We start from the raw sequence: 24,695 nt of genomic DNA on the forward strand, positions 1-24,695 counted from the left end.
ATTGTAATTCTTTTGTCGAATTAATATTTGTTAAGATATGGGAATTTATTTATAAAGGGGAGTTATAATATGGAAGAAGCTAGAATTAGTGTGCTTATTGCAGATGATAATAAAGAATTTTGCAATATTTTAAATGATTATTTATTAAGCCAAAGAGATATTATGGTTACAGGTATTGCAAAAGATGGAATAGAGGCTCTTAAGTTAATAAAAGAGAGAAAACCTGATTTGGTAGTATTAGACATAATAATGCCACATTTAGATGGTCTTGGGGTACTGGAAAGATTGAGTAGCGTGGATCTTGATCCAATACCAAAAATAATAGTATTATCTGCGGTTGGGCAAGATAAAATTACACAAAGAGCTATTGCATTGGGAGCAGACTATTATGTAGTAAAACCATTTGACATGGAAGTTTTTACAAAAAGAATTAGACAAATGTTTAATAATACAATTTCTAGTGACAACAGCAAAAAATCAATATCTTTTATTGATACATCTGAAACTAGAAAAAGTAATCATAACGAACCAATGGATTTAGAAGCTGAAATTACAAATATAATTCATGAAATTGGTGTTCCAGCTCATATTAAGGGATATATGTATTTAAGAGAAGCAATCACTATGGTAGTTAACGATATTGAACTTCTATCCGCAGTAACAAAGGAATTATATCCATCTATTGCTAAAAAATTCAATACAACTGCTAGTAGGGTAGAGAGAGCAATAAGGCATGCTATAGAAGTAGCATGGGGACGTGGTCAAGTTGAAACAATAAATAAAATATTTGGTTATACTATACATAATGCTAAAGGAAAACCCACAAACAGTGAGTTTATAGCTATGGTAGCTGATAAGTTAAGATTACAAAACAGGGTGTCTTAGCCTTATATATATCAACTGTTCAAATAGTTCGCTTTTTATCAAAACTGATTATTTAGTTAATATTGAGTATGATTTTATAAAATAAAACTAATGGACTTCTTCATTTATTAAGTAAATGAAAAAGTCTATTAGTTTTTTTTGGAAATAATTGAGATTCAAAAAATTTATTAAATTAGCCAATACTTTTATAGGGGATTTTCATATAGAAATATAAGTATTAATATAACTCACTAAAACACATTTTAAACGCTAAGAAATACAGTGCCTATATTTATACTCAAAGACAACTACAATCGCTAGTGGGTCAAAATAATCCACTCAATAATGTGTTGTGTTCTATTTGTACAGTAAATACTTTACATAATCCGGAAAAAATTAAGTGAAAATTGAAAAACATCTCTATTGGTAGGGATGGGAGTACCGCTCTTTATTTTTTAAAGACCATACTTCTTATTATATAAATTCTATTTGGAGAAGTGTATCCCATAGCTAAGTATGACCTTCCATATTCTAAAGCAAAAGTTAAACCCTCACTTTCACCTGGGTTATTAAAATGATAAGTAGCAATTATTATGCCTTCATAATTTAATACTGTAATTTTATTGTTTGTATATAAATAAATGTATTTGCCATCTGTTTCTAAGCCTTGTGGAACACCTTGCGTAGCAATATTAAAAGTATTTATTACATTCATGTTGGCTAAATTAATAATAGTAAATGTTGGATTGCCATTATCAGCTCCACTTGAAATGGTATGCAATATTAAATAATCATGGACATTATCTATCGCAAGTAAAGCTGATGTTCCCAAACTTTCATAGCTTAAATTACTTAATATTGCACTTTTAGTATAATCAACAACATAAATATGAGTTAAATTAGTTCCACCACCATTAGCAACATAGATTTTGTTTGTTTTGGTTCTATATCCAAGTTCAGCACAATGGCCTACAGACATAGATGCTGTTTCACAAATTTTCTTTCCTGACATATCATATTTAATTATTTTCCCTTTTCCAGCTCCTAAATCAAAGCCACAGTAAAAATATCCATCAGAAAATGTTAATCCTTGAAAATTTTTAGTAGATGGAATATAAAATAGTAACTCATATTGAAGTTTTTCACGCGTACTAGGTGTATAGGAAGGTATTAACTTTGATGAAACTAATTTTTCTGCTTTACTATTCGAAGATATCCTGTCATTTTTAATTGCAAATGCTAAATTATTTTCGAAAGTATTAATAGATAAAGCCAAGGCAAATACGCATAAGCGTATTCTATAAGTTTTCAGTTTAATATCACCTGCCTTTTACTTTATAGTATGTTTATAATCATACATTTTAATGCTAGTGATTTCTAGGGCATGGCATAAAAATATTCACTTATGGAGCAAAGTAAATTAAATGGTAAATATGGTTAAGAAAAAAACTAGATTTTTATTAATGTTAAATTAAATATGAATATAACCCTCTTTGATTTCATAAATATGAATTAAGTTATAATATTTATATTAAATTTTAACGACATTTCAGCTTTAAAGATGATGATTTAATTCATATAAGGAGAATTTTAGCATACATATAACGTAAGTAAATTTTAACAATCCATTATGAGTAGCTAAAAAATAAGCTAAATGATTAACAAAGGGGGATAATTTATGTCATCTAATACTTTAATAGGAAATATAAATAAACATATACAAGAGAATTTTTGGCTATATATTATAAGTATTCTTTGCGTATTTACAGGCATAATTTTAGGAATCTACAGTGTGAAATACATGGGGGATTTTGAACGAAATGATTTAGTAAATTACTTGAGGAATTTTATTGAGCCTTCAAATACAAGTGGGATTAGTTATAAATTAATATTTTTACAATCGATTAAAAATAATCTGCCTGTTATTATTTTTCTTTGGTTCTTAGGTTTAACTATTGTCGGAATACCAATAATTATAATTATTGATTTATTGAAAGGATTTACAGTTGGATTTACCTTTAGCTTTATGATTAGTGGCCTAGGAAAGAATGGCATTGGTATAGCAATACTAGGCGTACTACCTCAGAATTTAATTTATATTCCATGCATTATTTTTGCATCTGTAGTATCAATGGAATTTTCTATAATGCTACTCAAGAATAAGTTTAATAAACAATGGACAAGTAGTTTATCTAGCAGAATACTATATTATAGCGTAATATTTATTGTATTAATAATTTTCTTGTTTATAGGGATAATTATAGAATCTTATATTGCACCGCATTTTGTTAAAAATCTTATTAATAATTTGGGATCAGTAAGCAAATGAAGCATAAGGATATATTGCACTTTGTAATGTTAACAATAAAATGTTTTATAATTTTACTAGTAATTGGAATTTGCTTGCCTAAAGCTGTGGATTGCTTGCTTCAAAATTTAATTAATAATACAAAAATCTACAAAAATAGTGTTGTAGTTTATAAATTAGTTGATAATAATTATAAATTAATTTATAATTATATTCTTACATTTTATTTATTCTTTAGAGTATAATGTATGTATATATTAATATTCTCTATAATATGGGAGATACATTATGAATAATTTATTAAAAATCTATAGCGATAATCTAAAAAATAATAAGCTAACGAGAAATACTATTGAAGCTTACATTCGAGATGTTAAACGATTCATTGAATTTACGGAATATAGAAATGAAAGTGTAAAAACAGTTGATAGCATAACAATAATGGCATATTCGGAGCATCTTAGAAAAGAAGGCTGTGCAAATAGTTCCATAGCAAGAAGTATAGTTTCCATTAGAAATTACTATAAATATCTTATTAAAAACGATTTTGCAGAGCATGACCCAACAGCCTATTTTTCAATTGCAAAAATTAAACGAAATATACCTCAAATTCTATCTATCGAGGAGATAGATGAATTATTAAATCAACCAGAAGAATCAACGACCAAAGGATGTAGAGATAAAGCAATGCTAGAATTAATGTATGCTACAGGCATAAAGGTTTCAGAACTTTTAAGTTTAACAATATATGATATTAATTTAGAATTGCTATACATAAGGTGCAATAATGGTAAGAAAAATGAAAGAATAATTCCTATAGGTACCCAGGCGGTTAGATGTCTATCACAGTATTTAAAGACCAGATCTATTATGAACTTAAATAATTTAAGTTTACTCTTTCTAAATACAAAAGGTGATAAAATGACAAGGCAAGGATTTTGGAAAATTATTAAAGAGTATGCTAAAGAGACTAACATTAAAAAAACAATAAATTCTTATACAATAAGACATTCATTTGCTGTACATTTATTGCAAAATGGTGCTGGTATAGCATCAGTTCAAGAACTATTAGGTCACAATAGTATGTCTACAACTCAAATTTATTCAACTATAGTTAAAAAAAGTAAAATAGCTGAAATTTATAAGAACACTCATCCTAGAGCATAAGTCATTAATATGACAACTGATTTAACTACAATGTAGAATTATAAATAGAAAATAGAAGTATAAAATCCACTTTCACTAATTATGAAAGTGGGTTTTTATTTTTGGTTATGATTATAATAAATTTTTTATTTTATTATAGATAAACAGTTATAATATTAATGCAAATTGGTAAAAATAATGTTATGAATTTTCAATAACGCAGATATTTAGTCTAGCGAAATTAATATGAGGAGGATACATATGAAACGAAAATTTAGAAATGTATTATGTTTAATTTTATCGTTGATTTTTACAACACAGTTTTTTTCTCTGTCAGCTAAGGCAGAAGAAGAAAATAAGGATGATAAAGGAATTGTAGTAGAAGCAAAGTCAGCACTACTAATGGAACCATCAACTGGCAAAATAATATACGAAAAAAATGCTCATGAGAGATTTGCACCAGCATCAGTAACTAAAATAATGACTATGTTATTAGCTATGGAGGCTATAGATTCAGGTAAGATTAAATTACAAGATAAAATAACAGTAAGTGAAAACTCGAAAAAAATGGGTGGAAGTAGCATGATACTTGATACCGGTGAAATTAGAACCGTGGAAGAAATTTTAAAAGGAATTGCCATTGCATCAGGAAATGATGCAGCAGTGGCAATGGCAGAATATCTAGGTGGAAGTGAAAGTGCTTTTGTAAATATGATGAATGAAAAAGCAAAAAGTCTTAATATGAAAGATACTGCTTTCAAAAACTGCACTGGACTAAGTGCAGTAGGGCATTTTACAACTGCCTATGATATTTCAATTATGTCTAGAGAACTATTAAAACATCCTAAAATATTAAAATATTCAGGAACCTATATGGAAACTATTTCTGAGGGAAGAAAGGCACCTATAGGTCTTGTAAATCATAATAAGCTTGTCAGATTTTTTGCTGGATGTGATGGACTTAAGACTGGATTTACAAATGAGGCAATGTATTGTATGTCTGCTACTGCAACGCGAAGCAATGTAAGGATGCTTGCAATAATTATGGGTGCGCCAACTTACACAAAAAGAAATAGAGATGCTAGCATGTTAATGAATTACGGATTTACAAAATTTGAGACGAAAAAAGTAATAGAAAAAGATCAAGAATTAAAAAAAGTAATTTTAAATAAAAAAGGTGATAAGTTCCTAATAGCTAAAGCACAAAAAGATTTTCTTATAACTCTTGAAAAAGGTAATAAAAATAAAGTTACTAAAAAATTTGTTATAGAGGAAGGGTTGAAAGAGTATAAAAAGGATGCTGCAATTGGATTTTGTGAAATATATGTTGATAATAAGTTATTTGGTAAGATCGTTGTTTACAGCGATAGGGATATAAAAAAATCTAGAGTGTGGGATAATATTAAAAATAATTTTACAGACTTATTTGATAAAGCAATTTAACAAAACGTTATAGCAGTGTTTACACATTTATGTAGATATAAAAATATAGCTTCTAGGCAATAAATTATTTGCTTAGAAGCTAAGTTTTTATAAAATATTATATCTTAGGAATAAAATGTAAGACTTAATTGGGAATATTACTAATATAAAGGGACTTGAAAAGCGTAGTATGACGCAAAACAAGCTAGTAAATTTACTAGTTATTTTTCCGAAGATGCATTATACTTAGAATAGACCTGATATAAAGAAATCAAAGTAAATTTGATATTTCTTTATAATTAATTATTTATTTAGGAGAGAGTATACATGCCATTAAGTATAAAAGTAACTAATTTTGAAGGCCCATTCGACTTGTTATTACATCTTATCAAGAAAAATGAGATGAACATATATGATATCAATATTGTTGAAATTACAAATCAGTATTTGGAGTATCTTAAAGGTATGAAGGAAATGGATTTAGAGGTGACATCAGAATTCATAGTTATAGCTGCAACTTTAATTGAAATTAAATCCAAATATTTGTTGCCTAAGAATAAAGAGGAGCATAGCGAAGAAGAAATTGATGTAGAAAAGGAATTGCTAAATAAATTGATAGAATATAGAAAATATAAAGCCATCGCTGAAAATTTAAAGATGTTGGAACAGGGTACAGGTATAATGATTAGTAAAAAACCTGAAATAATTGAAGAAGATAATAAAAATACTAAGGAAATGGATTTTTTAAAAAATATTACAATGGCTGATTTGTACAATTCATACAATAAGTTAATGCAAGAATATATGAATAAAATGAATACTGATAATATTATAAATAAAAAAATATTATTAGATGAATATAAAATAGAAGATAAAATGAAAGAATTAAAACGAGAGCTTGAATCTTTTGGAAAAATTCATTTTACAAAGTTGGTATATGGATATTCATCAAAATTAGAAATTATTGTTACGTTTCTAGCATTACTTGAGCTGATAAAGATCAGAAGTGTGATAGTAATTCAAGAAAGTAATTTTAAAGATATATATTTAGAAAGGGTAAATTAATATGAATGAATTTAACACTAAACAATTAGAGATTGAAGAGGTTTCCACTAAAAACATATATTTTTCTATTATCGAATCCTTGTTGTTTGTTGCTGGCGAATCATTAAAGCTAACCGAAATAGCAAATATATTAGAATGTAGCATTGATTTCACAAGAGAATTAACAAATGAATTAAGATTAAAATATGAAGAAGAGCAAAGAGGAATTAAAATTATAGTAACTAATGATGAATACCAATTTGTTACAAAATCTTGTAATAGTGAATATGTACAAAAACTATTAAAGACAAATATTAGACAATCTTTATCTCAAGCGTCGATTGAAACTTTAGCAATAATTGCGTACAAGCAACCCATAACCAGAGTAGAAATCGAGGAGATAAGAGGAGTTAAGAGCGATAGAGCAATTTACACTTTGTCAGATAAAAATTTAATTAAAGAAACTGGACGAAAAAATGTTCCGGGAAGACCAATTATTTATGCAACAACGGATGAATTTCTTAAACATTTTGATTTTCACAGTCTAAATGAAATGCCTTCTTTAGAGGATCTTAATAAAGAAAAAGTACAACAAAATGTTGTTAGCAATCAAACTGAGTAGATATCTTTTGAAGATGATTTATCTATACACTTATTAACCCCACTATAATAAAAATTTCCATAGGAAAATTCTTATTATAGTGGGATTAATATTTTTAATTTAATTATATATGATTTGTATAATTAAGGGCAATTATTCATCATACTTTTCTGTATCTTCGCATTCTGTATGCTTATCACAGTTATCTTTAAACATACCCTTAATAATATCGATAACCTGTGGTACAGTATCAACAATTTTATCATATGTATTTTGTTGATCTACAGGTAATAGTCTTACTGAATCGTTTTTAACAACTAAAAATGCAACGGGCTTAACAGTGACGCCAGCTCCAGAACCACCACCAAAAGGATATTTATTACTTGAGTCAGAAGACTTAACACTATCGAATTCACTACCTCCAGATGCAAAACCAAAACATACTCTTGAAATAGGGATAATTGTAGTGCCATCTAATGATTGGATAGGCTCTCCTACAATGGTATTCACATCTATCATATCTTTTATGCTTTCCATTGTGCTCCTCATCAAATTTTCAATTGGATGATTATCCATGTACACTTCCTCCTTTAAATTTTTTTATATTCATTTTGTTATGTTTTATGGTTATAAGGCAAATTAACATAATAAATGCTATATAAGTAATTTTTGCTAAATTGATGTAAATTATACTCGAAATTTCCATAACACAATCATTTTTTTTAAAATGAGGGATAACTTTAAGATCAATGTTTTTAACTTTTACAAAATCTATTAATATTAAATACAAAAAACTATAAGTGGAATGAATTAAACCAAATAAAATAGCGACCAATGCAGCATCATCAAATCCATATTCTAGTTTAGTATTAAAAGTTAATGTTGGTTTAAATTTTAATTTCTTAATTTTATAAACAATTAATTTTACATCACTTAAAATTAAGGATTTAAAGAAATTTTCTTTTGGTTTACTTTTTAAATCTTTTTTATTAGCACTTTTTGAAGCTTTTTTAACCTTTAATTTCTTATTATATATGTAGATTTCCAAAATTTTGTTTGAGTATTTAAGGGTTATTTTTAAATGGATTGGAAATAATAAAATTATTAGAGTTAAAAGAAATACTATTATACATTTAAACATATTAACCTCCCAAGCTATCTAATAACTGGTATTATGCCCAATGATTTATAAAAATATCAACTTGTGAATATAATACTCAAATTTAAGAGAGGTGAAATAATGAGAAAAAATTTTAAAGTATATTTATCATTATGTTTAAGTTTGTTTTTTCTATTTTCATCATTAGTTGAAAATGTTTTTGCGCAAGATTTATACGTTAATGCTATAAGTGCTATAGCAATAGATGCTGATTCGAAAATTGTTTTATATGAAAAAAATGCATATACACCAATTGAAATTGCAAGCACTACAAAAATAATAACGGCACTTGTAGCAATAAAATGTGGAGATTTAAACAAGAAAATAATTGTATCAGAGAAAGCGGCATCTATACGCGGTTCAGAAATAGGATTAAAAAAAGGAGAAGAAGTAACCTTAAAAGAGTTATTGTATGGACTTTTGTTGAGATCTGGAAATGACGCCGCAATTGCAATTGCTGAAGGAATTAGTGGAAGTGTTGAGGAGTTTTCAAAGCTTATGAATGAGTATGCCTTAGAAATTGGATTATTGAATAGCAACTTTGAGTCTCCTCACGGGTTAGACAGTGCTAATCACTATTCTACAGCATATGATTTAGCTTTAGTTACTGCAAAGGCAAAAGAAATTAAATTTTTTAATGATATAGTAGGATCTAAAGATGTTGATGGTAAACAGAACAACTTTACTAGAAGTTATCATAATATAAACAAGATTTTATATCTTTTACCAAATTCAACAGGAGTAAAAACAGGATCTACTGGAAAGGCAGGCAAATGTTTAGTAACTTCTGTTAAAATTCAAAATAGAGATGTTATTATAATTACACTAAATTGTACACCTAGATGGAAGGAAACCGAAAAAATAAGTAAGTATATTGAAAAAAATTATGAATATAAAAAATTAATTAGTAAAAATAACATTTTAGAACACCTTAGCATAAAAAACGGAATGGGTAATGTTGAAATAGTAAGTAAAAGAGATATTATAATTCCAGTAAAAAATAATCAAAAGATAGAAGCCAAAATTAGAAAGCCACTATATGAGATTTATGCCCCAATACATGAAGGAGAAGACGTTGGTAGGATAGATATATATGCAAATAATAAACTCCTGTTTACAGAAGCCTTAGTGGCTAAAAATTCTATAGAAAAGAAAAATAAGGTTAGACAAGGATTCGATAAAATTAAAGATTTAATTATACCTAACAAATAAGAGAGAATATAAGTCTCTCTTATTTGTTAGAAAACTTTAAAAGTACACATATACAATTTCTAGTTATTTTTCAAGGTGATTCATTGATAATAATGAGCTATATAATTTGCTGTTTCTAATATATGAAAATTGATTAAGTATGAATATTAAATTTAAATTGTAACAAATTTCACAATTTCAAATATTTTAATAGTATAGTACTTTAGGAGGTTATAATGATGAGTTATGAACCCTACGATTGCATTGATGTAGGAAGTGAATTTTGTCCTAGCCACACTAAACTGCGATAATTAGTTTAGTGTTTTAATTTAAAGACATTATATTAATTTTTACAATGCCTTTAGCGCCATCCCAATATATTGAGTTTACAACATTATTAATTAATAAGCGTTTGTTATTAAAATCTAAGATATCCATTATTGATGAAAAGTTATTTAAAGAATTTAAAAATTTATCTACAATCGAATTATTGTTTTTATATTTATAGGCAGTAGCGTTTAAGTTTTTATATTTAACAATTAATTCTTCTAATTCAACTCCTAATTTGGAAATTTGAGGCCTTATATATTTAGAGATTTCATTGTCCAAAGATAATTGATTTACTAGAATATCTATTTGATCTTGTTTTATATTTATTTGTGATGATAAACTCTCTATTTCAGATTGCACCAAATTGGTTTTTGATATTTCAGATTTGATTTTATTTAACTCTTCTAATAAAATGTTTCTGGAAATTGTGATGTTTTTTAAATTATCTATAACTATTTTTTCGAGTTCATCTACGCGTATATTAGGATTATTACACCGCGTGCCTTTTGAATAATCTTTAGTACTACAAACATAATACTGAATTTTTTTATTAGTTGCTGCACTAATATGACCATGCTTAACAATCATACTTTTACCACATTTAGAACATTTTAAAGTTCCAGTAAGTAATGCTGCGGCAGAGGTTCCGAGCCGAGGTGCTTTATTTTTATTTTCATCTAATATTTGTTGAACCTTAAGCCAATGGGAAGCATCAATAATTCCTTCATGTTTAGAAATAGCGGCTATCCATTCTGTTATGTCCCGCTTAATCCTAGCACCTTTACTCTTATTATAAGTTATAATACCTTGTTTATTATTAGCGTTTCCCATTACATTCATGCCAATAAGTTGAAGGTGATTCATAACAGCTTCATTTGCTCTAACGTATAGGGGGTTTCTTAATATAAGTTGAATCCTCTTCTTATTAAAGTCAGCGCCATTTTTTGTTTTAATATTCTTTTTAAAAATGTAAGTAAAGACCTGGTTAATAGATTTATACTGTAGATATTTATCAAAAATAATTTTTACTACATCTAATTCCTTTTTTATCGGTGATAATGTATACATAGCTTTTTCTCTGAATTCACCATCCAAATAGGATAGTTTTTTACTTTCATACCCCAAAGGGGTTTGGCCTCCTAGCCATCTTCCACTTTTAGCGAGTTCTAACATATTGTCGCGAACCCTTTCACCAATAGTTTCACGTTCTAGCTGCGCAAAAACAGAGGCAATATACATCATGGCACGTCCCATAGGGGTTGATGTATCAAATTGTTCATTAACACTTATAAAACTAATGTGTAAACTATCTAATTCATTTATAAGAGTAGTAAAATCAGAGATATTCCTACTAATTCTATCTAGTCTATAACAGATTAGTACATGAAATTTTTTTTCTTTTGCATCAATGAGCATTTTTTGAAACTGAGGCCTTTTGATATTTTTTCCTGAAAAACCTTCGTCCTCATATATTATAAATTTTTCGATTTCTAAATGATTACATTCATGTTTACATAATTCAATTTGGTTAATTATCGATTCACCTTTTCCAGTAATTTTTGATTTTCTGGAGTATATAGCGGCAATTTTCAATTTATTACTCCTTAATAATTGATTTATAAAAGCTTATATAAGCATAAGAAATAATAATGATATACTTTATAAACTATAATTTCCTTACAAAATAAAGATATGTATTTTAGAAAAATAATATTACGTAATCATGTACATAATTAAATATATATAGGTATATACATGATTACGTAACACTGTGGTTAAAGATACATACTATAATATAATAGTTTATTTGGAGGATTATAAATGAAAGTTAATTCTACAATTGTTTTGGAATTAAATAAAAAGGAAGTAGAACTCTTGAATGAACAGTATACAAGGACTGTTGCAAAAATAATAGCTTCAGAGCTTTCATTACAAGAAATGAACGAATTAATAGAAAAGTTAATGATTATCTAAGGTATTTAAAATTGTAGGAAAAATAGCACTACAATAAAGAGGAATATATGTATAAGAGTAGAATAAAATAGAAAAGTAAAAGAGTTAAAATAATTATGAGCGGTTATTCTATTAATGAAAAATAAACAATCAGAATATATCGAACAAATTCTATTGAAAGATGATATACTGTTATAATATTGTATACAACATAAAATATGGAGATGATTTATATGAAGTTATGTGAAATATGTAAAAAAAATATAGCAATGATATTGACATCAAAAATTGAAAATGGAAAAACTGAAACTATAGGATTATGCATAGAGTGTGCTAAAAAGAGGGGTATTCCAGTTATGGATCAATTAGTGCAACAAGCTGGATTATCCACAGAGGATATTGAAAACTTAAATGAGCAAATGGGCAATATGTTCAAAGATATGAATTTAGAAGATATAAACCTTGAGGATTTAAATGATTCCAATATGGATATTGAGAATAGTGATAAAAAAAATACCATTGGTAATATTTTTAATGGATTATTTTCACCTGCTGATGAAAATAGTGATTTTATGGAGGATGAAGGTGAAACCTCTTCAAAGATTAAAGAAACATCTGAAGATAAATCAAAAAAGAATTGGTTTAAAAAGAAGCGAAAGAATTTAGATACATATGGTATAAACCTAACTAACAAAGCAAATCTAAATGGTGTTGACAAAGTTGTTGGACGGAATAAAGAAATCGATAGAGTGGTACAGATTTTAAATAGAAGAAGTAAAAATAATCCAATATTAATTGGAGAAGCAGGTGTTGGTAAAACAGCTATTGCAGAGGGGTTAGCTGTAAGAATTGTAGAAAAACAAGTTCCAGAAAAATTATTTAATGCGGAAGTTTACTTACTTGACCTAACTGCGGTGGTTGCAGGAACACAATTTAGAGGCCAATTTGAAAGCCGCATGAAGTCAATTATTGAAGAAGCTAAGCAAAATGGAAACATAATATTAGTTATTGACGAGGTGCACAATATTATGGGCGCTGGTGAGGTTCAGGGGGGGGCAATGAATGCAGCAAATATTTTGAAGCCAGCTTTGGCCAAGGGGGAAATACAAGTTATTGGAGTTACCACCTTGGAAGAATATAGAAAATATATAGAAAAAGACGCAGCACTTGCGAGAAGATTTCAGCCAGTCCTAGTTGAAGAACCTAGTATAGCTGAGACAATAGAAATTTTAAAAGGAATAAGAGGCTACTATGAAGAATACCATAAAGTTAAAATATCTGATGAAGTAATTGAAGAAGTTGTAAATTTATCTGAAAGATACATAACAGAAAGGTTTCTGCCAGATAAAGCTATTGATGTTATTGATGAAGCCGGATCTCGTGCTAATTTAAAAAATAAAGGTCTTGTTGAACTTGCAGAATTAAAAGAGGAATCAGAAAAAATTCAAAATGGAAAGAAGGAAGCTGAGGTTAGCGGAGATTTTGAAAAGGCTGCAGAATATAGGATGAAGCTATGCAAAGTAAAAGAAGATATTAATGAAACCCAGAAAAAATACAGTGATGTTCAAATTACTCTAGAGGATATTGCTTTTGTGATTGAATCATGGACTAGAATTCCAATTCAAAAGATTACAGAAAAAGAGGCGAAAAAGCTATTAAATTTGGAAGGTAGGCTACATAAACGAGTTATAGGTCAAAATGAAGCTATTATAAGTTTATCTAGAGCAATTAGGCGGAATCGTTCCGGATTTAGAAAAAAGAAAAAGCCATCTTCTTTTATTTTTGTAGGACCAACAGGGGTCGGGAAAACAGAGCTAGTTAAAGCACTATCTTGTGAGCTTTTTGGAAGTGAGGAATCATTAATTCGTATAGATATGTCTGAATACATGGAAAAACATACAGTTTCGAAGCTAATTGGTGCACCACCAGGATATATAGGATATGATCAGGGTGGACAATTAACTGAAAAAGTCAGAAGAAAGCCATATTCAGTAATTCTTTTAGATGAAATTGAAAAGGCTCATCCGGATGTTTTTAACATGCTGCTTCAAATTCTTGAAGATGGAATATTAACGGATAGTCAAGGAAGAACTGTTTCCTTTGAAAACACTGTAATAATAATGACGTCTAATGCAGGTACTAAGTTTAATTCAGGTAATATTGGTTTTGTTCAAGGTGATTATGATATCTTAGAATCACGTGTAAAGGACGCTTTAAAAGAAACATTTAGACCCGAATTTTTAAATAGAGTAGATGAGATTATTGTGTTTACCATTCTTAAAAAGGAAGAACTACGTAAAATAGTAGATTTAATGATGATGGAAGTAATAGGAGAGGTAAAGGAAAAGAAAATTGCATTGCATGTTTCAGAAGATGTAAAGGACTTTATATTAGAAAAAGGATACGATGATAAATACGGTGCAAGGCCACTTCGAAGAACTATTCAAAAATACATTGAAGATGAAATTGCAGAGCATTATCTTGAAAATAAATTTAGTGAAGGGTCAAATATATCCATAGAATTAAAAGATGACAAAATTGTTATAATATAAAGTTAAAAAGCTGCTGAAAATTATTCAGCAGCTTTTTGATTTAGCAGTATTATTGTTCAATATCTTGTTTTGGGAAGTTATAAACTTTTTTGGAATTATAAAGTTTGTAATGTTCTTCTACATAAATGATTGAAGTGAATATCACATTACATAAGAATATTGCGAAAAAAATATCCATTATTACGTGTTGTTTAACAAATTCAGTGGATATAATAATGAGAAATCCTAAGATATTAACTGGAATTTTAATACGTTTTCTAGCATTAGTAGCGTTAATCCCTTTAACAGCCAGGTACGCAGTAATTACATGGATGCTTGGAAAACAATTATATGGTCCATCAGAATTATAGGTAAATAAAATCAGCTTCGAGAATATATCATCCCCTGTAACAATAGGTCTTGGAACAGTTGTTTGAAAAAAGTAATAAGTGACAAAAGCAACAACATAACATAGGACTAAAGTAAGCATAATCCTATAATAAACTTTTCTGTTCTTAAAGCATAAAAAAACAAAACAAAATGCTAAGAAAAACCACAAAGTCATATAAGGTATTATAAAAATTTTTATAAGTGGTAAAGATCTATCTAAATCAGTAGTTAGATCATAAACTCCTCTTTGAGTATTATTTAATGTCCAATAAAATAAATTGGAAAAAGGAACAGAACCAATAAGTAATAATGGCAATAATTTTTTTAAAAAAGCTTTCAAATAATCAGTCCTTTCTTCAATGACCATTTTAACGGAAAATAACAATAATTTCAATGATTTTTGTGAAAAGTTTTTATGAATATTATGTAATTAATATGAAAATTAAGTGATTGTGTGTATATAAGTATAGACTTGATTAAAAGAATATCGCAGTTTGGCGTCTCAACCATGTCCTTGCCATCTGGCAGAAACAGGGGACTGCATATTATGTTCACAGCTAGCAGGTAAAGATTTCTGCGACTGCTGCAACTTTAATGGGGTATGTATATATCAAGAATATGTTTCAAACAATTATAAAGCTAAAGAGGGTAGGAAATATTATCATTGTAAAATATTAGAAAAAAATAAATTAGAGGACAATGTTATTATACTTACAGTAGGTGCAAGTGATAAATTGGTAAGTGAATTAGTTTATGCGGGAAGTTATATTTTTGCACGAAGACCAGATACAGAAACGAGGTTTGATACGCCAATATCAATATTGGATACTGATACCAGAAATAATACTATAACTATTGCTATAGAACTTAAGGGGACTAAAACTAAAGCATTAGATTTGTTAAAGCTAGGGGAAGAGTTGCTTGTGAAAGGACCATTTTGGAATGGTACTTTAGGACTAAAAAACATATATAAAGTTAAAAATAGTATATGCTTAATTGTAGCACGAGGTATAGGGCAGGCACCTATGATACCAGTACTTAAATATTTGCATGCAAATAATAATGAAAATATAGTTGTGCTTGATAATTCGCCTTATAAAAATAGTTTTGTGAGTGAGTATTTAGAAAAGTATGCTTCAAAAGTTATACAGTGCAATACTATAGAGAATGGAAGAGTAACAGATGAATTTAATAATATATTAAATGATTTGATTAGTAATAATAATATTAGTTTAGTTCACTGCGATGCTGCAGATGTTTTAAATTATGAATTGATGAAGGTCGTAGAAGATATGGACAAAAACATTAAATATTCTTGTTGTAATAATGCCAAAATGTGCTGTGGAGAAGGTGTGTGCGGCTGTTGCACAAGAATAAATAACGACCTTAAATTAAGGCGGCTCTGCAAAATGCAGACAGAACCTAAATATGTATTAGAAGGGAGGAGAATATTTTGAAGGTTATCGTAATTGGTGGTGGGTGGTCTGGTTGCAGCGCGGCAATAATAGCAAAAAAAGCAGGAGCTACGGTTGCGTTATATGAAAAAACAGATATGCTCTTAGGACTTGGAAATGTAGGTGGTATAATGAGAAATAATGGAAGGTATACTGCGGCAGAAGAAATGATAGCGCTTGGGGCAGGAGATTTAATACATTTGACTGATGAAAACACTAGACATAAAAATATTGATTTTCCGGGGCATAAACATGCCTGGCTTTACGATGTAAACAAGATCGAACCAGCAGTGGTAAAATATTTAAAAGCTATGGATATAGAATTAAACATGATAACAAGAGTGGTAGATGTTGAAAAAGAAGGCGATAGAATAAAAGGAATATATCTATCAGACGGGGAATATGTTGAGGCAGATGTATTTATAGAAACTACAGGTTCAACAGGGCCAATGGGTAACTGCTTAAAATATGGAAATGGATGTTCAATGTGTATTTTAAGATGTCCAGCTTTTGGGCCAAGGGTAAGCATAAGCTACAGAGCAGGAGTTGAAGACTTAAAAGGAGAAAGACAAGAAGACGTATATGGAGCTTTTAGCGGCTCGTGTAAACTAGCTAAGGATTCTTTAGCCGATGACGTTGTAAAACAACTAGATGAAGCAGGAGTGGTTGTTTTGAAGATTCCAGAAGAAGATATAAATTTAGAAAAACTTAAATTAAAGGTATGTCAGCAGTATGCCCTTAAAGAATTTGCAGAAAATGTAATTTTATTAGATACAGGTCATGTAAAGCTTATGACTTCATATTATCCATTAGATAAGTTAAGAAAAATTAAAGGACTTGAAAATGCAAAATATATAGATCCATATGCAGGGGGAAAGGGAAACTCTATAAGGTATCTATCAGTAGCTCCAAGGACAAATAGTATGAAGGTTATAGGACTGGATAATTTGTTCTGTGCAGGCGAGAAGTCTGGATTATTTGTAGGTCACACAGAAGCAATGATAACAGGGGCTTTAGCCGGACACAATGCCATAAGAAATTATATAGGAATGCCTCTTTTGATGTTGCCAAGGTCCCTTGCCGTTGGAGACATAATGGCCTATGCGAATGAAAAAATGAAATCTAAAGAAGGAAGAAGAAACAGATATACTTTTGCGGGAGCAGGGTATTTTAAGAGAATGCAGGAACTTGGACTTTATACTTTAGATATAGATGAAATTAAAGGGAAAGTAGAGAAATTAAATTTAACTAATATATTTAATGAAAAACTTATATAAAAGAGAGTTAGCAGTATATTTTACGAGGTAATACACACAATATTCTCATGTGGAAAAGATTTATTATATATGGATTTTTAGGACTTTTAGCAGAGATTTTGTGGAATGGGTTTGGAGCAATGATTAAGGGGGATGTATTACTTAGGGGTACTACCTGTATCTGGATGTTTCCTATATATGGGCTTGCTGTATTTCTTGAACCTGTGCATTATAGGATAAAACATCTTCCGCTTATTGTGAGGGGAGGCATATATATGGTTCTTATATTTGCAGTAGAATTAATTAGCGGACTACTGCTTAGGGCGATTTTAGGTGAGTGCCCATGGAACTATGTAAACAAAAGAAATTCAATATGTGGAATAATTACATTAGGTTATGCACCAGTATGGATGGCCTATGGAATTATATTTGAAAAAATACATGATGGTATAGTACGAATTGAAAACAGTCTCAGTAGTAATGCTAATTAGGTTTAGATTAGGTCTTAAAAATTATAAAAACTTGATGATGTAGGTTTAATGTAACAAATACATTAAACTTACCTCAACAAGTTTTTATTTATTATGATTTTAATGTTAATATAATTTGAAATTGTAATTTAAAAATAAATGGATAGCATTTTATAAGTATAGTAAAGCAATAACATAGCTAGAATACCTACTATAATCCAAAAAACAGCTAGTTTATAATCATTTTTTTTAACCTTTGGAGTGGAAATATCAACAATGTTATTAAGTGGTTCATTAATTTCTTCATGTATTATTTTTTTTAAGTCATCGTCCATTTAATACACCTCATTAATTAATTACTTATTTATATATATTATCTACATATAAATTAATATTCCATTTGTGGATAATTTTATAATTAATATAAATTTTACCATCGAATTGTGGAAATAAACTAAAATGGAGTTATTATAAAACTAAAACTTTAACATATATGAAAATAAATTCTAAGTTAAGATGCTGGGTATAATAAATATTATATTGAGGGAAAATAATAAAATAAATATATAAAGAATTTTAAAATAAATGAATTTATTAAGGTAAAAGTTTCAGATTCTATTGAAAAATGGAACATAATTAAATTTGAAGGGAGTTTTAATGATGCCTGATCATCAACATATTGGAGGTAGCAAAAATAGTAATATTAATGTTAAACGGGACAATATTAGTAAACCTAAGAAGAGTGAAGGAGATAAGAAAAAACCACCTTTGTATGAAAATTTCAATGGAGAAACCCTTGATTAGATAAAAAAACTAGTAATAGTGTTGCAGTTTTTTAAACTAAATAAATTTTAAGAAAACACTATTTGAAGGAGGGTCAATAATATGCAAAAGGGCAAGAAAAGTGAAGTTAATAGTCAAGAAATTAATATTGGGACTAAAAGAACAGATGCTAGCGATAAGCAGAAAGGTGTGAAGAAAGAAAAAAGAAATTAAAATAAATTTTCAGACTAAAAGATACAGTTTTTTTAATTTTAAAGTATTAACTGTAGAAAGAAACGGAGTGTGATTTAATGATAAATAAAGTAGAGGATTTTATACATGAAGGTTATAAAATAATGAAGTTTGAACGTGATATTGATAAAGTTACTGGTCAAGAGATAGGGAAGATTGAAGTTAAGGCATTAGATGGCTATAGGCAATATATAACCTTAGATGATAATTGTGCCGATGAAATAGAAAAAAAATTATTTGAATATTTAAAAAGTAAATAGTATGGTTAGCTATGCTATTGTTGTAATAAATAGAGTATAATGAAAATAATGTTAATAAGATATGCTTATAATTATAATTATAAGCATATCTTATTTTTTTGGTGCGCCATCATGTGAGTATGCAAATACATGAAAAACTCATTTGCTAATATTTGTGTGATAAGCTATTTAAGGTTATAATTATTTTACAGTTTAAAAATAAACAAAAAAATATCTAATTTTAAGACTGAGGGTAGGAGGAATTTTAATTGAAAAAAGTTGCGGTTATTTTTAATGGAGGAACAATCTCTATGACGGTTGACCCAAGAATAAAGGCTGCGGTTCCAACGCTAAGTGGAGAAGAAATAATGTCTATGGTTACGGGAATTGAAAATTATGCAGAAATAGAATCATATACTTTTTCAAATTTACCGGGACCTCACGTGACACCTGAACTAATGATGGATTTATCTAAATATATACAAAGTTTCTTATGTAGAGAGGATATATGTGGAGTTGTAGTTACTCATGGTACGGATTCACTTGAGGAAACAGCGTATCTATTACACCTAACTATTGATAATCCAAAGCCTGTAATTGTTACAGGTTCAATGAGAAATAGTTCGGAACTTGGATATGATGGCCCAGCAAACTTATCAGCTTCCATTTGTACCGCTATTTCGGAAGATGCACGTAATAGGGGAGTATTAGTATGTTTAAATGACGAACTTAATTGTGCTGGAGAGGTTACTAAATCGCATTCAATGCACTTAAATACTTTTCAGAGTCCAGAGTTTGGCCCAATAGGGATTATAGATAATAATGAAGCAATATTCTATAGAGAAAGTTTAAAAAGAGAACATATTATAACAGAAAAGATAGAAACTAGAGTAGATTTAATAAAAGCTTGTGCTGGGATGGATTCGAAATTAATTGACTTTTGTGTGCAGCAAGGGGCAAGAGGAATTGTTATTGAAGCTATGGGACGCGGAAATATTCCACCTAAAATGGCAGATGGAGTAAAAGCAGCTATAGAAAATGGAGTGACAGTAGTTATGGTATCTAGATGTTTCAAAGGAAGAGTATTAGATTCTTATGGATATCCAGGCGGTGGAAAAGGACTTAGAAATGCTGGCGTGATTTTTGGAGATAGCCTGCCAGGCCAAAAAGCTAGAATTAAACTTATGCTTGCACTTGCAAGTACAACAAGTATAGAAGAAATTAAATGTATATTTGAAAGTGGTCGGTACAAAAGCCGAATTTAAAAATTAAATTAAACTTAAATATTCGTAATGGTATTGACGTACATACCTATTTTTGTTATTATGTTTGTGTAAAAGTAAAATAACCACTATGGTTTCTTATGAACCATAGTGGTTTTATTTTGCATTGCAAACATATGGAGGGGAACTGAATGGAATATTTTAAGTTGAAAGAAAATGGAAGTGACGTAAAAAGGGAACTTATTGGAGGGATAACTACATTTTTAACCATGGCATACATTATTGCAGTTAATGCAAATATATTAGGCGATCCTGCTGTAGGAATGCCTGCACCTGCTGTTGTAACGGCAACTTGTCTAACAGCGGCCTTCGCTACAATATTTATGGGATTATATGCTAACTTGCCCTTTGCTTTAGCATCCGGGATGGGATTAAATGCATTTTTTGCTTATACTGTAGTAATAGCAAATAAAGTTCCATGGCAAGTAGCATTAGCTGCTGTTTTTGTAGAAGGAATTATTTTTATTATACTATCATTAACTAGTGTGAGAGAAGCTGTAGTTAATGCTATACCAACAACTTTAAAATTGGCAGTTACCGCAGGTATTGGACTTTTCATTGCATTTATTGGTTTTGTAGATGCGGGTATTGTAGTTACTAGTAAAGCAACAAAGGTAGCTATGGGTAACTTTACAAGTCCTACAGTATTAATAACTGTAATAGGAGTAATTATAATTGTAGTGTTGTCAAAAAAAAATATTAAAGGAGCTATACTATGGGGAATAGTTGCAAGCACCATATTAGCTTGGTTATTTGCAACTATATCACCAGAAGTAGCAGCAACTTATAAAATAGTCACACCACAAGGTATATTTAAATTTGAATCATTAAAACCAATTGCAGGTAAACTAGATTTTTCATACTTAACTGATACAACTAGGATATTGGAATTTATGACAATAGTTTTAACGTTTTTATTTGTTGACTTTTTTGATACTGTAGGAACTTTAGTAGGAGTTGCTTCAAAAGTTGGAATGGTTGATAAAGATGGTAAGGTAAAAAATGCTGGACGTGCGTTACTTGTAGATGCCGTTGGTACTACTGTGGGTGCTTTCCTTGGTACATCAACAGTAACTACTTATGTAGAAAGCTCAGCGGGAGTTGCAGTAGGCGCTAGGACTGGACTCGCGTCCGTTGTAACAGGAATGTTATTCTTAATAGCGATGTTCTTTTCACCTTTGTTCATTGCAATACCATCATGTGCAACTGCACCTGCTTTGATAATTGTAGGATTCTTTATGATGGAGAATATAGTTAAAATAGATTTCAGTGATTTTACAGAGGGAGTCCCTGCTTTCTTAACAATCGCACTAATGCCTTTAACTTATAGTATTGGAGATGGGTTAACCATAGGTATTCTTTCTTATGCAGTGTTAAACCTAGTAAACAATATATTTACCAAGGATGCTAGCAAAAAGAAGAAGGTTTCAGCTGTAACTTATATTTTGGCAGTATTGTTTATTATTAAATTAATTGTCACTGGTTAAATTATCTCCTGTGGAGCTGAAATAATAAGGACATTAAGAAACTACTATAGCATGAGAGTACAAAACTTATCATGTATAGTAGTTTTTTACGCGTATAAAAAAACTACTGTAACATAGTTAGTGCCACCTGAATAACATAATAAAAAAAATGTATAAAGGGTGATATTATGAAAATAAATAATAGACTATCTAATGTTGATGAATATCATTTTAAAAAAATAAACGATAAAAAAAATGAAGCTTTTCTGAACGGGAAAAAAATTGTTGACCTTAGTATAGGGGATCCAGATTTAACAGTTCATTCAAAAATTACCGATGCCTTAATAGAGGGATTAAAAGATGATAGATATAATAATTACCCTCCATACGATGGGTTAATGGAACTTAAAAAAGCGGTTATAAGATACTATAACCAAGTTTACAGCGTAAGTCTAAATTTGGATGAAGTAATAATTCTTATAGGATCAAAAGAAGGTATAAGCAATATAATACCAGCCGTATGTGATATAGGGGATTGTGTAATAGTGCCTGAACCTGCATATCCTGTTTACAGTACTTGTTCAAAACTCTGGGGTTGCGTGCCATATACTGTACCTCTAACACAAAACAATGGATATATGTTGAATCTTGAGGTCATCCCTGAAGAAATTGTTAACAAATGCAAGCTTATTTTTATAAATTATCCCAATAATCCAACAGGTGCAGTAGCGAGTGCTGAGTTTTATAAAAGGATTATAAAGTTTTCTTATGATAATAATATTGTTTTATGCAATGATTCAGCATATAATGAAATAATTCAGGTAAATAAAAAAAATATAAGTCTTATGCAATATGATGTAAAAAGGAAATGCGTGGAGTTTGGAACTTTATCTAAAACTTACAATATGACAGGGTATAGAATAGGGTATGCTGTAGGTAATGCTAAAGTAATAAATTCTCTTTTAAAGATAAAAAGCAATTGTGACTCTGGTCAATTTATTCCAATTCAAAAGGCTGCTATTGCTGCTCTTAATTTAGAACGTGATTATGTTCATAATACAAGAAAAATATATGATGAAAGACGTGAAGTTGCTAAAAGTGTTCTGTTACAAAAGAATATTGTTTTTTTTGATGCAGAAGGCACTTTTTATTTGTGGTGTAAAACACCTAAAAATTATACAACTAATGAGTATTGTGAAGAACTGTTGGATAATTATGGCATTGTGGTTACGCCTGGAAATGTATTTGGAAAACTTGGATACGATTATTTTCGTATAGCATTGACCAAAGATAAGCTTATTATTGAAAAAGCTTTAAAATCTCTAAAAAAATGTGGTGATTAATATTATTATTGGTATAATATTAATTATATAGGAAATATTTTAGTATAAGGATGAGCTGTTTTTAAAATAAGTCGATTTATAGTTTGACGACATTTCAGAAGGAAAATATCCTGCTTATATAAGTGGGGGGGTACATACTATAACAAAGAGAAAACTTCAGTAGAAGTATAATTTCCCTTCTGAATTCGTTAATATTGCATCACTTAGGTGAGAATTTAAAAGTATTTTTTTTATGTGAAAATCGTAATAAAAGTGAGAACTTATAATTTTAGCTTGAAACTTAGGTGATAGTTTATGTATAATTATAAAGGTTCACAATGAACATTGGAAGGATGCGTTGTTATGATTAGGAGTATGACTGGGTTTGGAAGAGGAAACTGTGAAAAAGATGGTAAAAGCTTTACCATAGAGATTAAAAGTGTTAATCATAGATATTTTGAAACTAATATAAGAATGCCTAGAGTATTAATAGCGTTTGAGGATAAAATTCGGAAGATAATTGGTGAAAAAGTAAAAAGAGGAAAGCTTGATGTTTTTATAACTCAAGGAAATTACGATAAGGAAGATGTTGGGGCTTATTTGAATGAAAAATTAGCTGAAAGCTATATAAACTGCTATCGAACATTAAAAGATAAATATAATCTGGATGGCGATATATTAGTTGACACAATAGCTAGATTACCTGAGGTAATAACGCTTAAACAAAAGGAAGAAGAGGGTTCAGAAACTTTTGATCAGATTGAACAATCACTAACAAAGGCTCTTGAAGCTCTTCTTTTTATGAGAGAAAGAGAAGGCCAAAAATTATTAGAGGATGTTATAAGTAAATGTGATTTAATCAATGGGTTAGTTGATGAAGTTAAAGGAAGAGCACCGTTTATTGTTTGTGAGTATAAAGAAAAACTAGTTCAAAAACTAAATGCTTTGCATAAAGAAGTAGTATTTGATGAGAATAGAGTTGCCATGGAAGTTGCAATTTTTGCTGACAAAGCTGGAATTGATGAAGAAATTGTAAGATTAAGTAGCCATATAGAGCAAATGAAGGAAACTTTAATTTTAAACGAACCAATTGGTAGAAAGCTTGATTTCATTATTCAAGAAATGAATAGAGAAACTAACACTATAGCATCAAAAGCAAATGATTTAGAAATTTTAAATACAGTAATTAATATGAAAAGCGAAATAGAAAAGATTAGAGAACAAATACAAAACATAGAATAAACAGGAGGCA

General features: G+C 29.2%; 24 protein-coding genes. 18 read left to right on the top strand and 6 right to left on the bottom strand.

Annotated elements, in window-relative coordinates:
* Window positions 1–69: 69 nt before the first annotated feature.
* Window positions 70–885: a sporulation transcription factor Spo0A gene (spo0A, locus tag ACWJJ7_RS00810; protein WP_462963497.1), complete on the top strand. Its 816-nt coding sequence runs from the start codon at window positions 70–72 to the stop codon at window positions 883–885.
* A 427-nt stretch (window positions 886–1,312) separates the two neighbouring features.
* On the opposite strand, the gene ACWJJ7_RS00815 is transcribed toward spo0A, so the two are convergent.
* The gene (locus ACWJJ7_RS00815; protein ID WP_462963498.1) at window positions 1,313–2,140 is read right to left on the bottom strand and encodes a hypothetical protein; all 828 of its coding nucleotides are present in this window, start codon (window positions 2,138–2,140) and stop codon (window positions 1,313–1,315) included.
* A 402-nt stretch (window positions 2,141–2,542) separates the two neighbouring features.
* Between ACWJJ7_RS00815 and spoIIM the strand changes: the two genes are divergently transcribed.
* From spoIIM to scpB, 5 genes are all read left to right on the top strand, one after another.
* Window positions 2,543–3,193, top strand: a complete 651-nt coding sequence (gene spoIIM, locus ACWJJ7_RS00820) for a stage II sporulation protein M (RefSeq protein WP_462963499.1) — start codon at window positions 2,543–2,545, stop codon at window positions 3,191–3,193.
* A 267-nt stretch (window positions 3,194–3,460) separates the two neighbouring features.
* Window positions 3,461–4,339, top strand: a complete 879-nt coding sequence (locus ACWJJ7_RS00825; protein ID WP_462963500.1) for a tyrosine recombinase — start codon at window positions 3,461–3,463, stop codon at window positions 4,337–4,339.
* Window positions 4,340–4,579: 240 nt separating this feature from the next.
* Window positions 4,580–5,761, top strand: coding sequence for a serine hydrolase (locus ACWJJ7_RS00830; RefSeq protein ID WP_462963501.1), 1,182 nt, complete (start codon window positions 4,580–4,582; stop codon window positions 5,759–5,761).
* 306 nt (window positions 5,762–6,067) lie between these two features.
* Window positions 6,068–6,805: a segregation/condensation protein A gene (locus ACWJJ7_RS00835; RefSeq protein WP_462963502.1), complete on the top strand. Its 738-nt coding sequence runs from the start codon at window positions 6,068–6,070 to the stop codon at window positions 6,803–6,805.
* A 1-nt stretch (window position 6,806) separates the two neighbouring features.
* The gene (gene scpB / locus ACWJJ7_RS00840) at window positions 6,807–7,406 is read left to right on the top strand and encodes an SMC-Scp complex subunit ScpB (protein WP_462963503.1); all 600 of its coding nucleotides are present in this window, start codon (window positions 6,807–6,809) and stop codon (window positions 7,404–7,406) included.
* Window positions 7,407–7,538: 132 nt separating this feature from the next.
* On the opposite strand, the gene ytfJ is transcribed toward scpB, so the two are convergent.
* The gene (gene ytfJ / locus ACWJJ7_RS00845; RefSeq protein WP_462963504.1) at window positions 7,539–7,961 is read right to left on the bottom strand and encodes a GerW family sporulation protein; all 423 of its coding nucleotides are present in this window, start codon (window positions 7,959–7,961) and stop codon (window positions 7,539–7,541) included.
* Complete coding sequence (locus tag ACWJJ7_RS00850; protein ID WP_462963505.1) at window positions 7,954–8,526, bottom strand: DUF2953 domain-containing protein; 573 nt, start codon at window positions 8,524–8,526, stop codon at window positions 7,954–7,956. The genes ytfJ and ACWJJ7_RS00850 overlap by 8 nt, the downstream gene beginning before the upstream one ends.
* A gap of 99 nt (window positions 8,527–8,625) precedes the next feature.
* Here ACWJJ7_RS00850 and ACWJJ7_RS00855 point away from each other — a divergent pair, with 99 nt between their 5' ends.
* Window positions 8,626–9,756 (top strand): D-alanyl-D-alanine carboxypeptidase family protein, encoded by a 1,131-nt coding sequence (locus tag ACWJJ7_RS00855; RefSeq protein WP_462963506.1) that lies wholly within the window; start codon window positions 8,626–8,628, stop codon window positions 9,754–9,756.
* Window positions 9,757–10,059: 303 nt separating this feature from the next.
* Here ACWJJ7_RS00855 and ACWJJ7_RS00860 read toward each other — a convergent pair whose 3' ends face one another.
* Complete coding sequence (locus ACWJJ7_RS00860) at window positions 10,060–11,658, bottom strand: recombinase family protein (protein WP_462963507.1); 1,599 nt, start codon at window positions 11,656–11,658, stop codon at window positions 10,060–10,062.
* Between the two features lie 228 nt (window positions 11,659–11,886).
* Between ACWJJ7_RS00860 and ACWJJ7_RS00865 the strand changes: the two genes are divergently transcribed.
* A complete protein-coding gene (locus ACWJJ7_RS00865; RefSeq protein ID WP_462963508.1) occupies window positions 11,887–12,039 on the top strand; it encodes a hypothetical protein in 153 nt (50 codons plus the stop codon).
* Window positions 12,040–12,251: 212 nt separating this feature from the next.
* Window positions 12,252–14,570 (top strand): ATP-dependent Clp protease ATP-binding subunit, encoded by a 2,319-nt coding sequence (locus ACWJJ7_RS00870; protein WP_462963509.1) that lies wholly within the window; start codon window positions 12,252–12,254, stop codon window positions 14,568–14,570.
* 49 nt (window positions 14,571–14,619) lie between these two features.
* On the opposite strand, the gene ACWJJ7_RS00875 is transcribed toward ACWJJ7_RS00870, so the two are convergent.
* Window positions 14,620–15,306 carry a phosphatase PAP2 family protein gene (locus ACWJJ7_RS00875; RefSeq protein ID WP_462963510.1) on the bottom strand — a complete coding sequence of 229 codons (687 nt, stop codon included), beginning with the start codon at window positions 15,304–15,306 and terminating at the stop codon, window positions 14,620–14,622.
* Between the two features lie 127 nt (window positions 15,307–15,433).
* Between ACWJJ7_RS00875 and ACWJJ7_RS00880 the strand changes: the two genes are divergently transcribed.
* Genes ACWJJ7_RS00880 through ACWJJ7_RS00890 form a run of 3 tightly spaced genes read left to right on the top strand, consistent with a single transcriptional unit; the run spans window position 15,434 to window position 18,140 of the window.
* Complete coding sequence (locus tag ACWJJ7_RS00880) at window positions 15,434–16,396, top strand: sulfide/dihydroorotate dehydrogenase-like FAD/NAD-binding protein (protein ID WP_462963511.1); 963 nt, start codon at window positions 15,434–15,436, stop codon at window positions 16,394–16,396.
* The gene (locus tag ACWJJ7_RS00885) at window positions 16,393–17,670 is read left to right on the top strand and encodes an FAD-dependent oxidoreductase (protein WP_462963512.1); all 1,278 of its coding nucleotides are present in this window, start codon (window positions 16,393–16,395) and stop codon (window positions 17,668–17,670) included. The genes ACWJJ7_RS00880 and ACWJJ7_RS00885 overlap by 4 nt, the downstream gene beginning before the upstream one ends.
* 47 nt (window positions 17,671–17,717) lie before the next feature.
* Window positions 17,718–18,140: a putative ABC transporter permease gene (locus tag ACWJJ7_RS00890; RefSeq protein WP_462963513.1), complete on the top strand. Its 423-nt coding sequence runs from the start codon at window positions 17,718–17,720 to the stop codon at window positions 18,138–18,140.
* A 128-nt stretch (window positions 18,141–18,268) separates the two neighbouring features.
* On the opposite strand, the gene ACWJJ7_RS00895 is transcribed toward ACWJJ7_RS00890, so the two are convergent.
* Window positions 18,269–18,454 (bottom strand): hypothetical protein, encoded by a 186-nt coding sequence (locus tag ACWJJ7_RS00895; RefSeq protein ID WP_462963514.1) that lies wholly within the window; start codon window positions 18,452–18,454, stop codon window positions 18,269–18,271.
* 322 nt (window positions 18,455–18,776) lie between these two features.
* On the opposite strand from ACWJJ7_RS00895, the gene ACWJJ7_RS00900 reads away from it, so the two are divergent.
* From ACWJJ7_RS00900 to ACWJJ7_RS00925, 6 genes are all read left to right on the top strand, one after another.
* The gene (locus ACWJJ7_RS00900; RefSeq protein ID WP_462963515.1) at window positions 18,777–18,923 is read left to right on the top strand and encodes a hypothetical protein; all 147 of its coding nucleotides are present in this window, start codon (window positions 18,777–18,779) and stop codon (window positions 18,921–18,923) included.
* A 269-nt stretch (window positions 18,924–19,192) separates the two neighbouring features.
* Window positions 19,193–19,393: a hypothetical protein gene (locus tag ACWJJ7_RS00905; protein ID WP_462963516.1), complete on the top strand. Its 201-nt coding sequence runs from the start codon at window positions 19,193–19,195 to the stop codon at window positions 19,391–19,393.
* Between the two features lie 248 nt (window positions 19,394–19,641).
* On the top strand, window positions 19,642–20,637 hold the full coding sequence (locus ACWJJ7_RS00910) for an asparaginase (protein ID WP_462963517.1): 996 nt from the start codon (window positions 19,642–19,644) through the stop codon (window positions 20,635–20,637).
* Between the two features lie 149 nt (window positions 20,638–20,786).
* Window positions 20,787–22,142, top strand: a complete 1,356-nt coding sequence (locus ACWJJ7_RS00915) for an NCS2 family permease (RefSeq protein WP_462963518.1) — start codon at window positions 20,787–20,789, stop codon at window positions 22,140–22,142.
* Window positions 22,143–22,309: 167 nt separating this feature from the next.
* Window positions 22,310–23,464, top strand: coding sequence for an aminotransferase class I/II-fold pyridoxal phosphate-dependent enzyme (locus ACWJJ7_RS00920; RefSeq protein ID WP_462963519.1), 1,155 nt, complete (start codon window positions 22,310–22,312; stop codon window positions 23,462–23,464).
* Between the two features lie 342 nt (window positions 23,465–23,806).
* Window positions 23,807–24,685 carry a YicC/YloC family endoribonuclease gene (locus ACWJJ7_RS00925; protein ID WP_462963520.1) on the top strand — a complete coding sequence of 293 codons (879 nt, stop codon included), beginning with the start codon at window positions 23,807–23,809 and terminating at the stop codon, window positions 24,683–24,685.
* Window positions 24,686–24,695: the final 10 nt, after the last annotated feature.

This window comes from Clostridium sp. CM042 (assembly GCF_055080995.1).

Coding starts and splice junctions, on each gene's coding strand:
- ACWJJ7_RS00875 (WP_462963510.1), bottom strand. CDS start 15,306: ATGGTCATTGAAGAAAGGACTGATTATTTGAAAGCTTTTTTAAAAAAA.
- ACWJJ7_RS00915 (WP_462963518.1), top strand. CDS start 20,787: ATGGAATATTTTAAGTTGAAAGAAAATGGAAGTGACGTAAAAAGGGAA.
- ACWJJ7_RS00870 (WP_462963509.1), top strand. CDS start 12,252: ATGAAGTTATGTGAAATATGTAAAAAAAATATAGCAATGATATTGACA.
- spo0A (WP_462963497.1), top strand. CDS start 70: ATGGAAGAAGCTAGAATTAGTGTGCTTATTGCAGATGATAATAAAGAA.
- ACWJJ7_RS00835 (WP_462963502.1), top strand. CDS start 6,068: ATGCCATTAAGTATAAAAGTAACTAATTTTGAAGGCCCATTCGACTTG.
- ytfJ (WP_462963504.1), bottom strand. CDS start 7,961: ATGGATAATCATCCAATTGAAAATTTGATGAGGAGCACAATGGAAAGC.
- scpB (WP_462963503.1), top strand. CDS start 6,807: ATGAATGAATTTAACACTAAACAATTAGAGATTGAAGAGGTTTCCACT.
- ACWJJ7_RS00895 (WP_462963514.1), bottom strand. CDS start 18,454: ATGGACGATGACTTAAAAAAAATAATACATGAAGAAATTAATGAACCA.
- ACWJJ7_RS00890 (WP_462963513.1), top strand. CDS start 17,718: ATGTGGAAAAGATTTATTATATATGGATTTTTAGGACTTTTAGCAGAG.
- ACWJJ7_RS00865 (WP_462963508.1), top strand. CDS start 11,887: ATGAAAGTTAATTCTACAATTGTTTTGGAATTAAATAAAAAGGAAGTA.
- ACWJJ7_RS00905 (WP_462963516.1), top strand. CDS start 19,193: ATGATAAATAAAGTAGAGGATTTTATACATGAAGGTTATAAAATAATG.
- ACWJJ7_RS00830 (WP_462963501.1), top strand. CDS start 4,580: ATGAAACGAAAATTTAGAAATGTATTATGTTTAATTTTATCGTTGATT.
- ACWJJ7_RS00925 (WP_462963520.1), top strand. CDS start 23,807: ATGATTAGGAGTATGACTGGGTTTGGAAGAGGAAACTGTGAAAAAGAT.
- ACWJJ7_RS00920 (WP_462963519.1), top strand. CDS start 22,310: ATGAAAATAAATAATAGACTATCTAATGTTGATGAATATCATTTTAAA.
- ACWJJ7_RS00850 (WP_462963505.1), bottom strand. CDS start 8,526: ATGTTTAAATGTATAATAGTATTTCTTTTAACTCTAATAATTTTATTA.
- ACWJJ7_RS00900 (WP_462963515.1), top strand. CDS start 18,777: ATGATGCCTGATCATCAACATATTGGAGGTAGCAAAAATAGTAATATT.
- spoIIM (WP_462963499.1), top strand. CDS start 2,543: ATGTCATCTAATACTTTAATAGGAAATATAAATAAACATATACAAGAG.
- ACWJJ7_RS00855 (WP_462963506.1), top strand. CDS start 8,626: ATGAGAAAAAATTTTAAAGTATATTTATCATTATGTTTAAGTTTGTTT.
- ACWJJ7_RS00825 (WP_462963500.1), top strand. CDS start 3,461: ATGAATAATTTATTAAAAATCTATAGCGATAATCTAAAAAATAATAAG.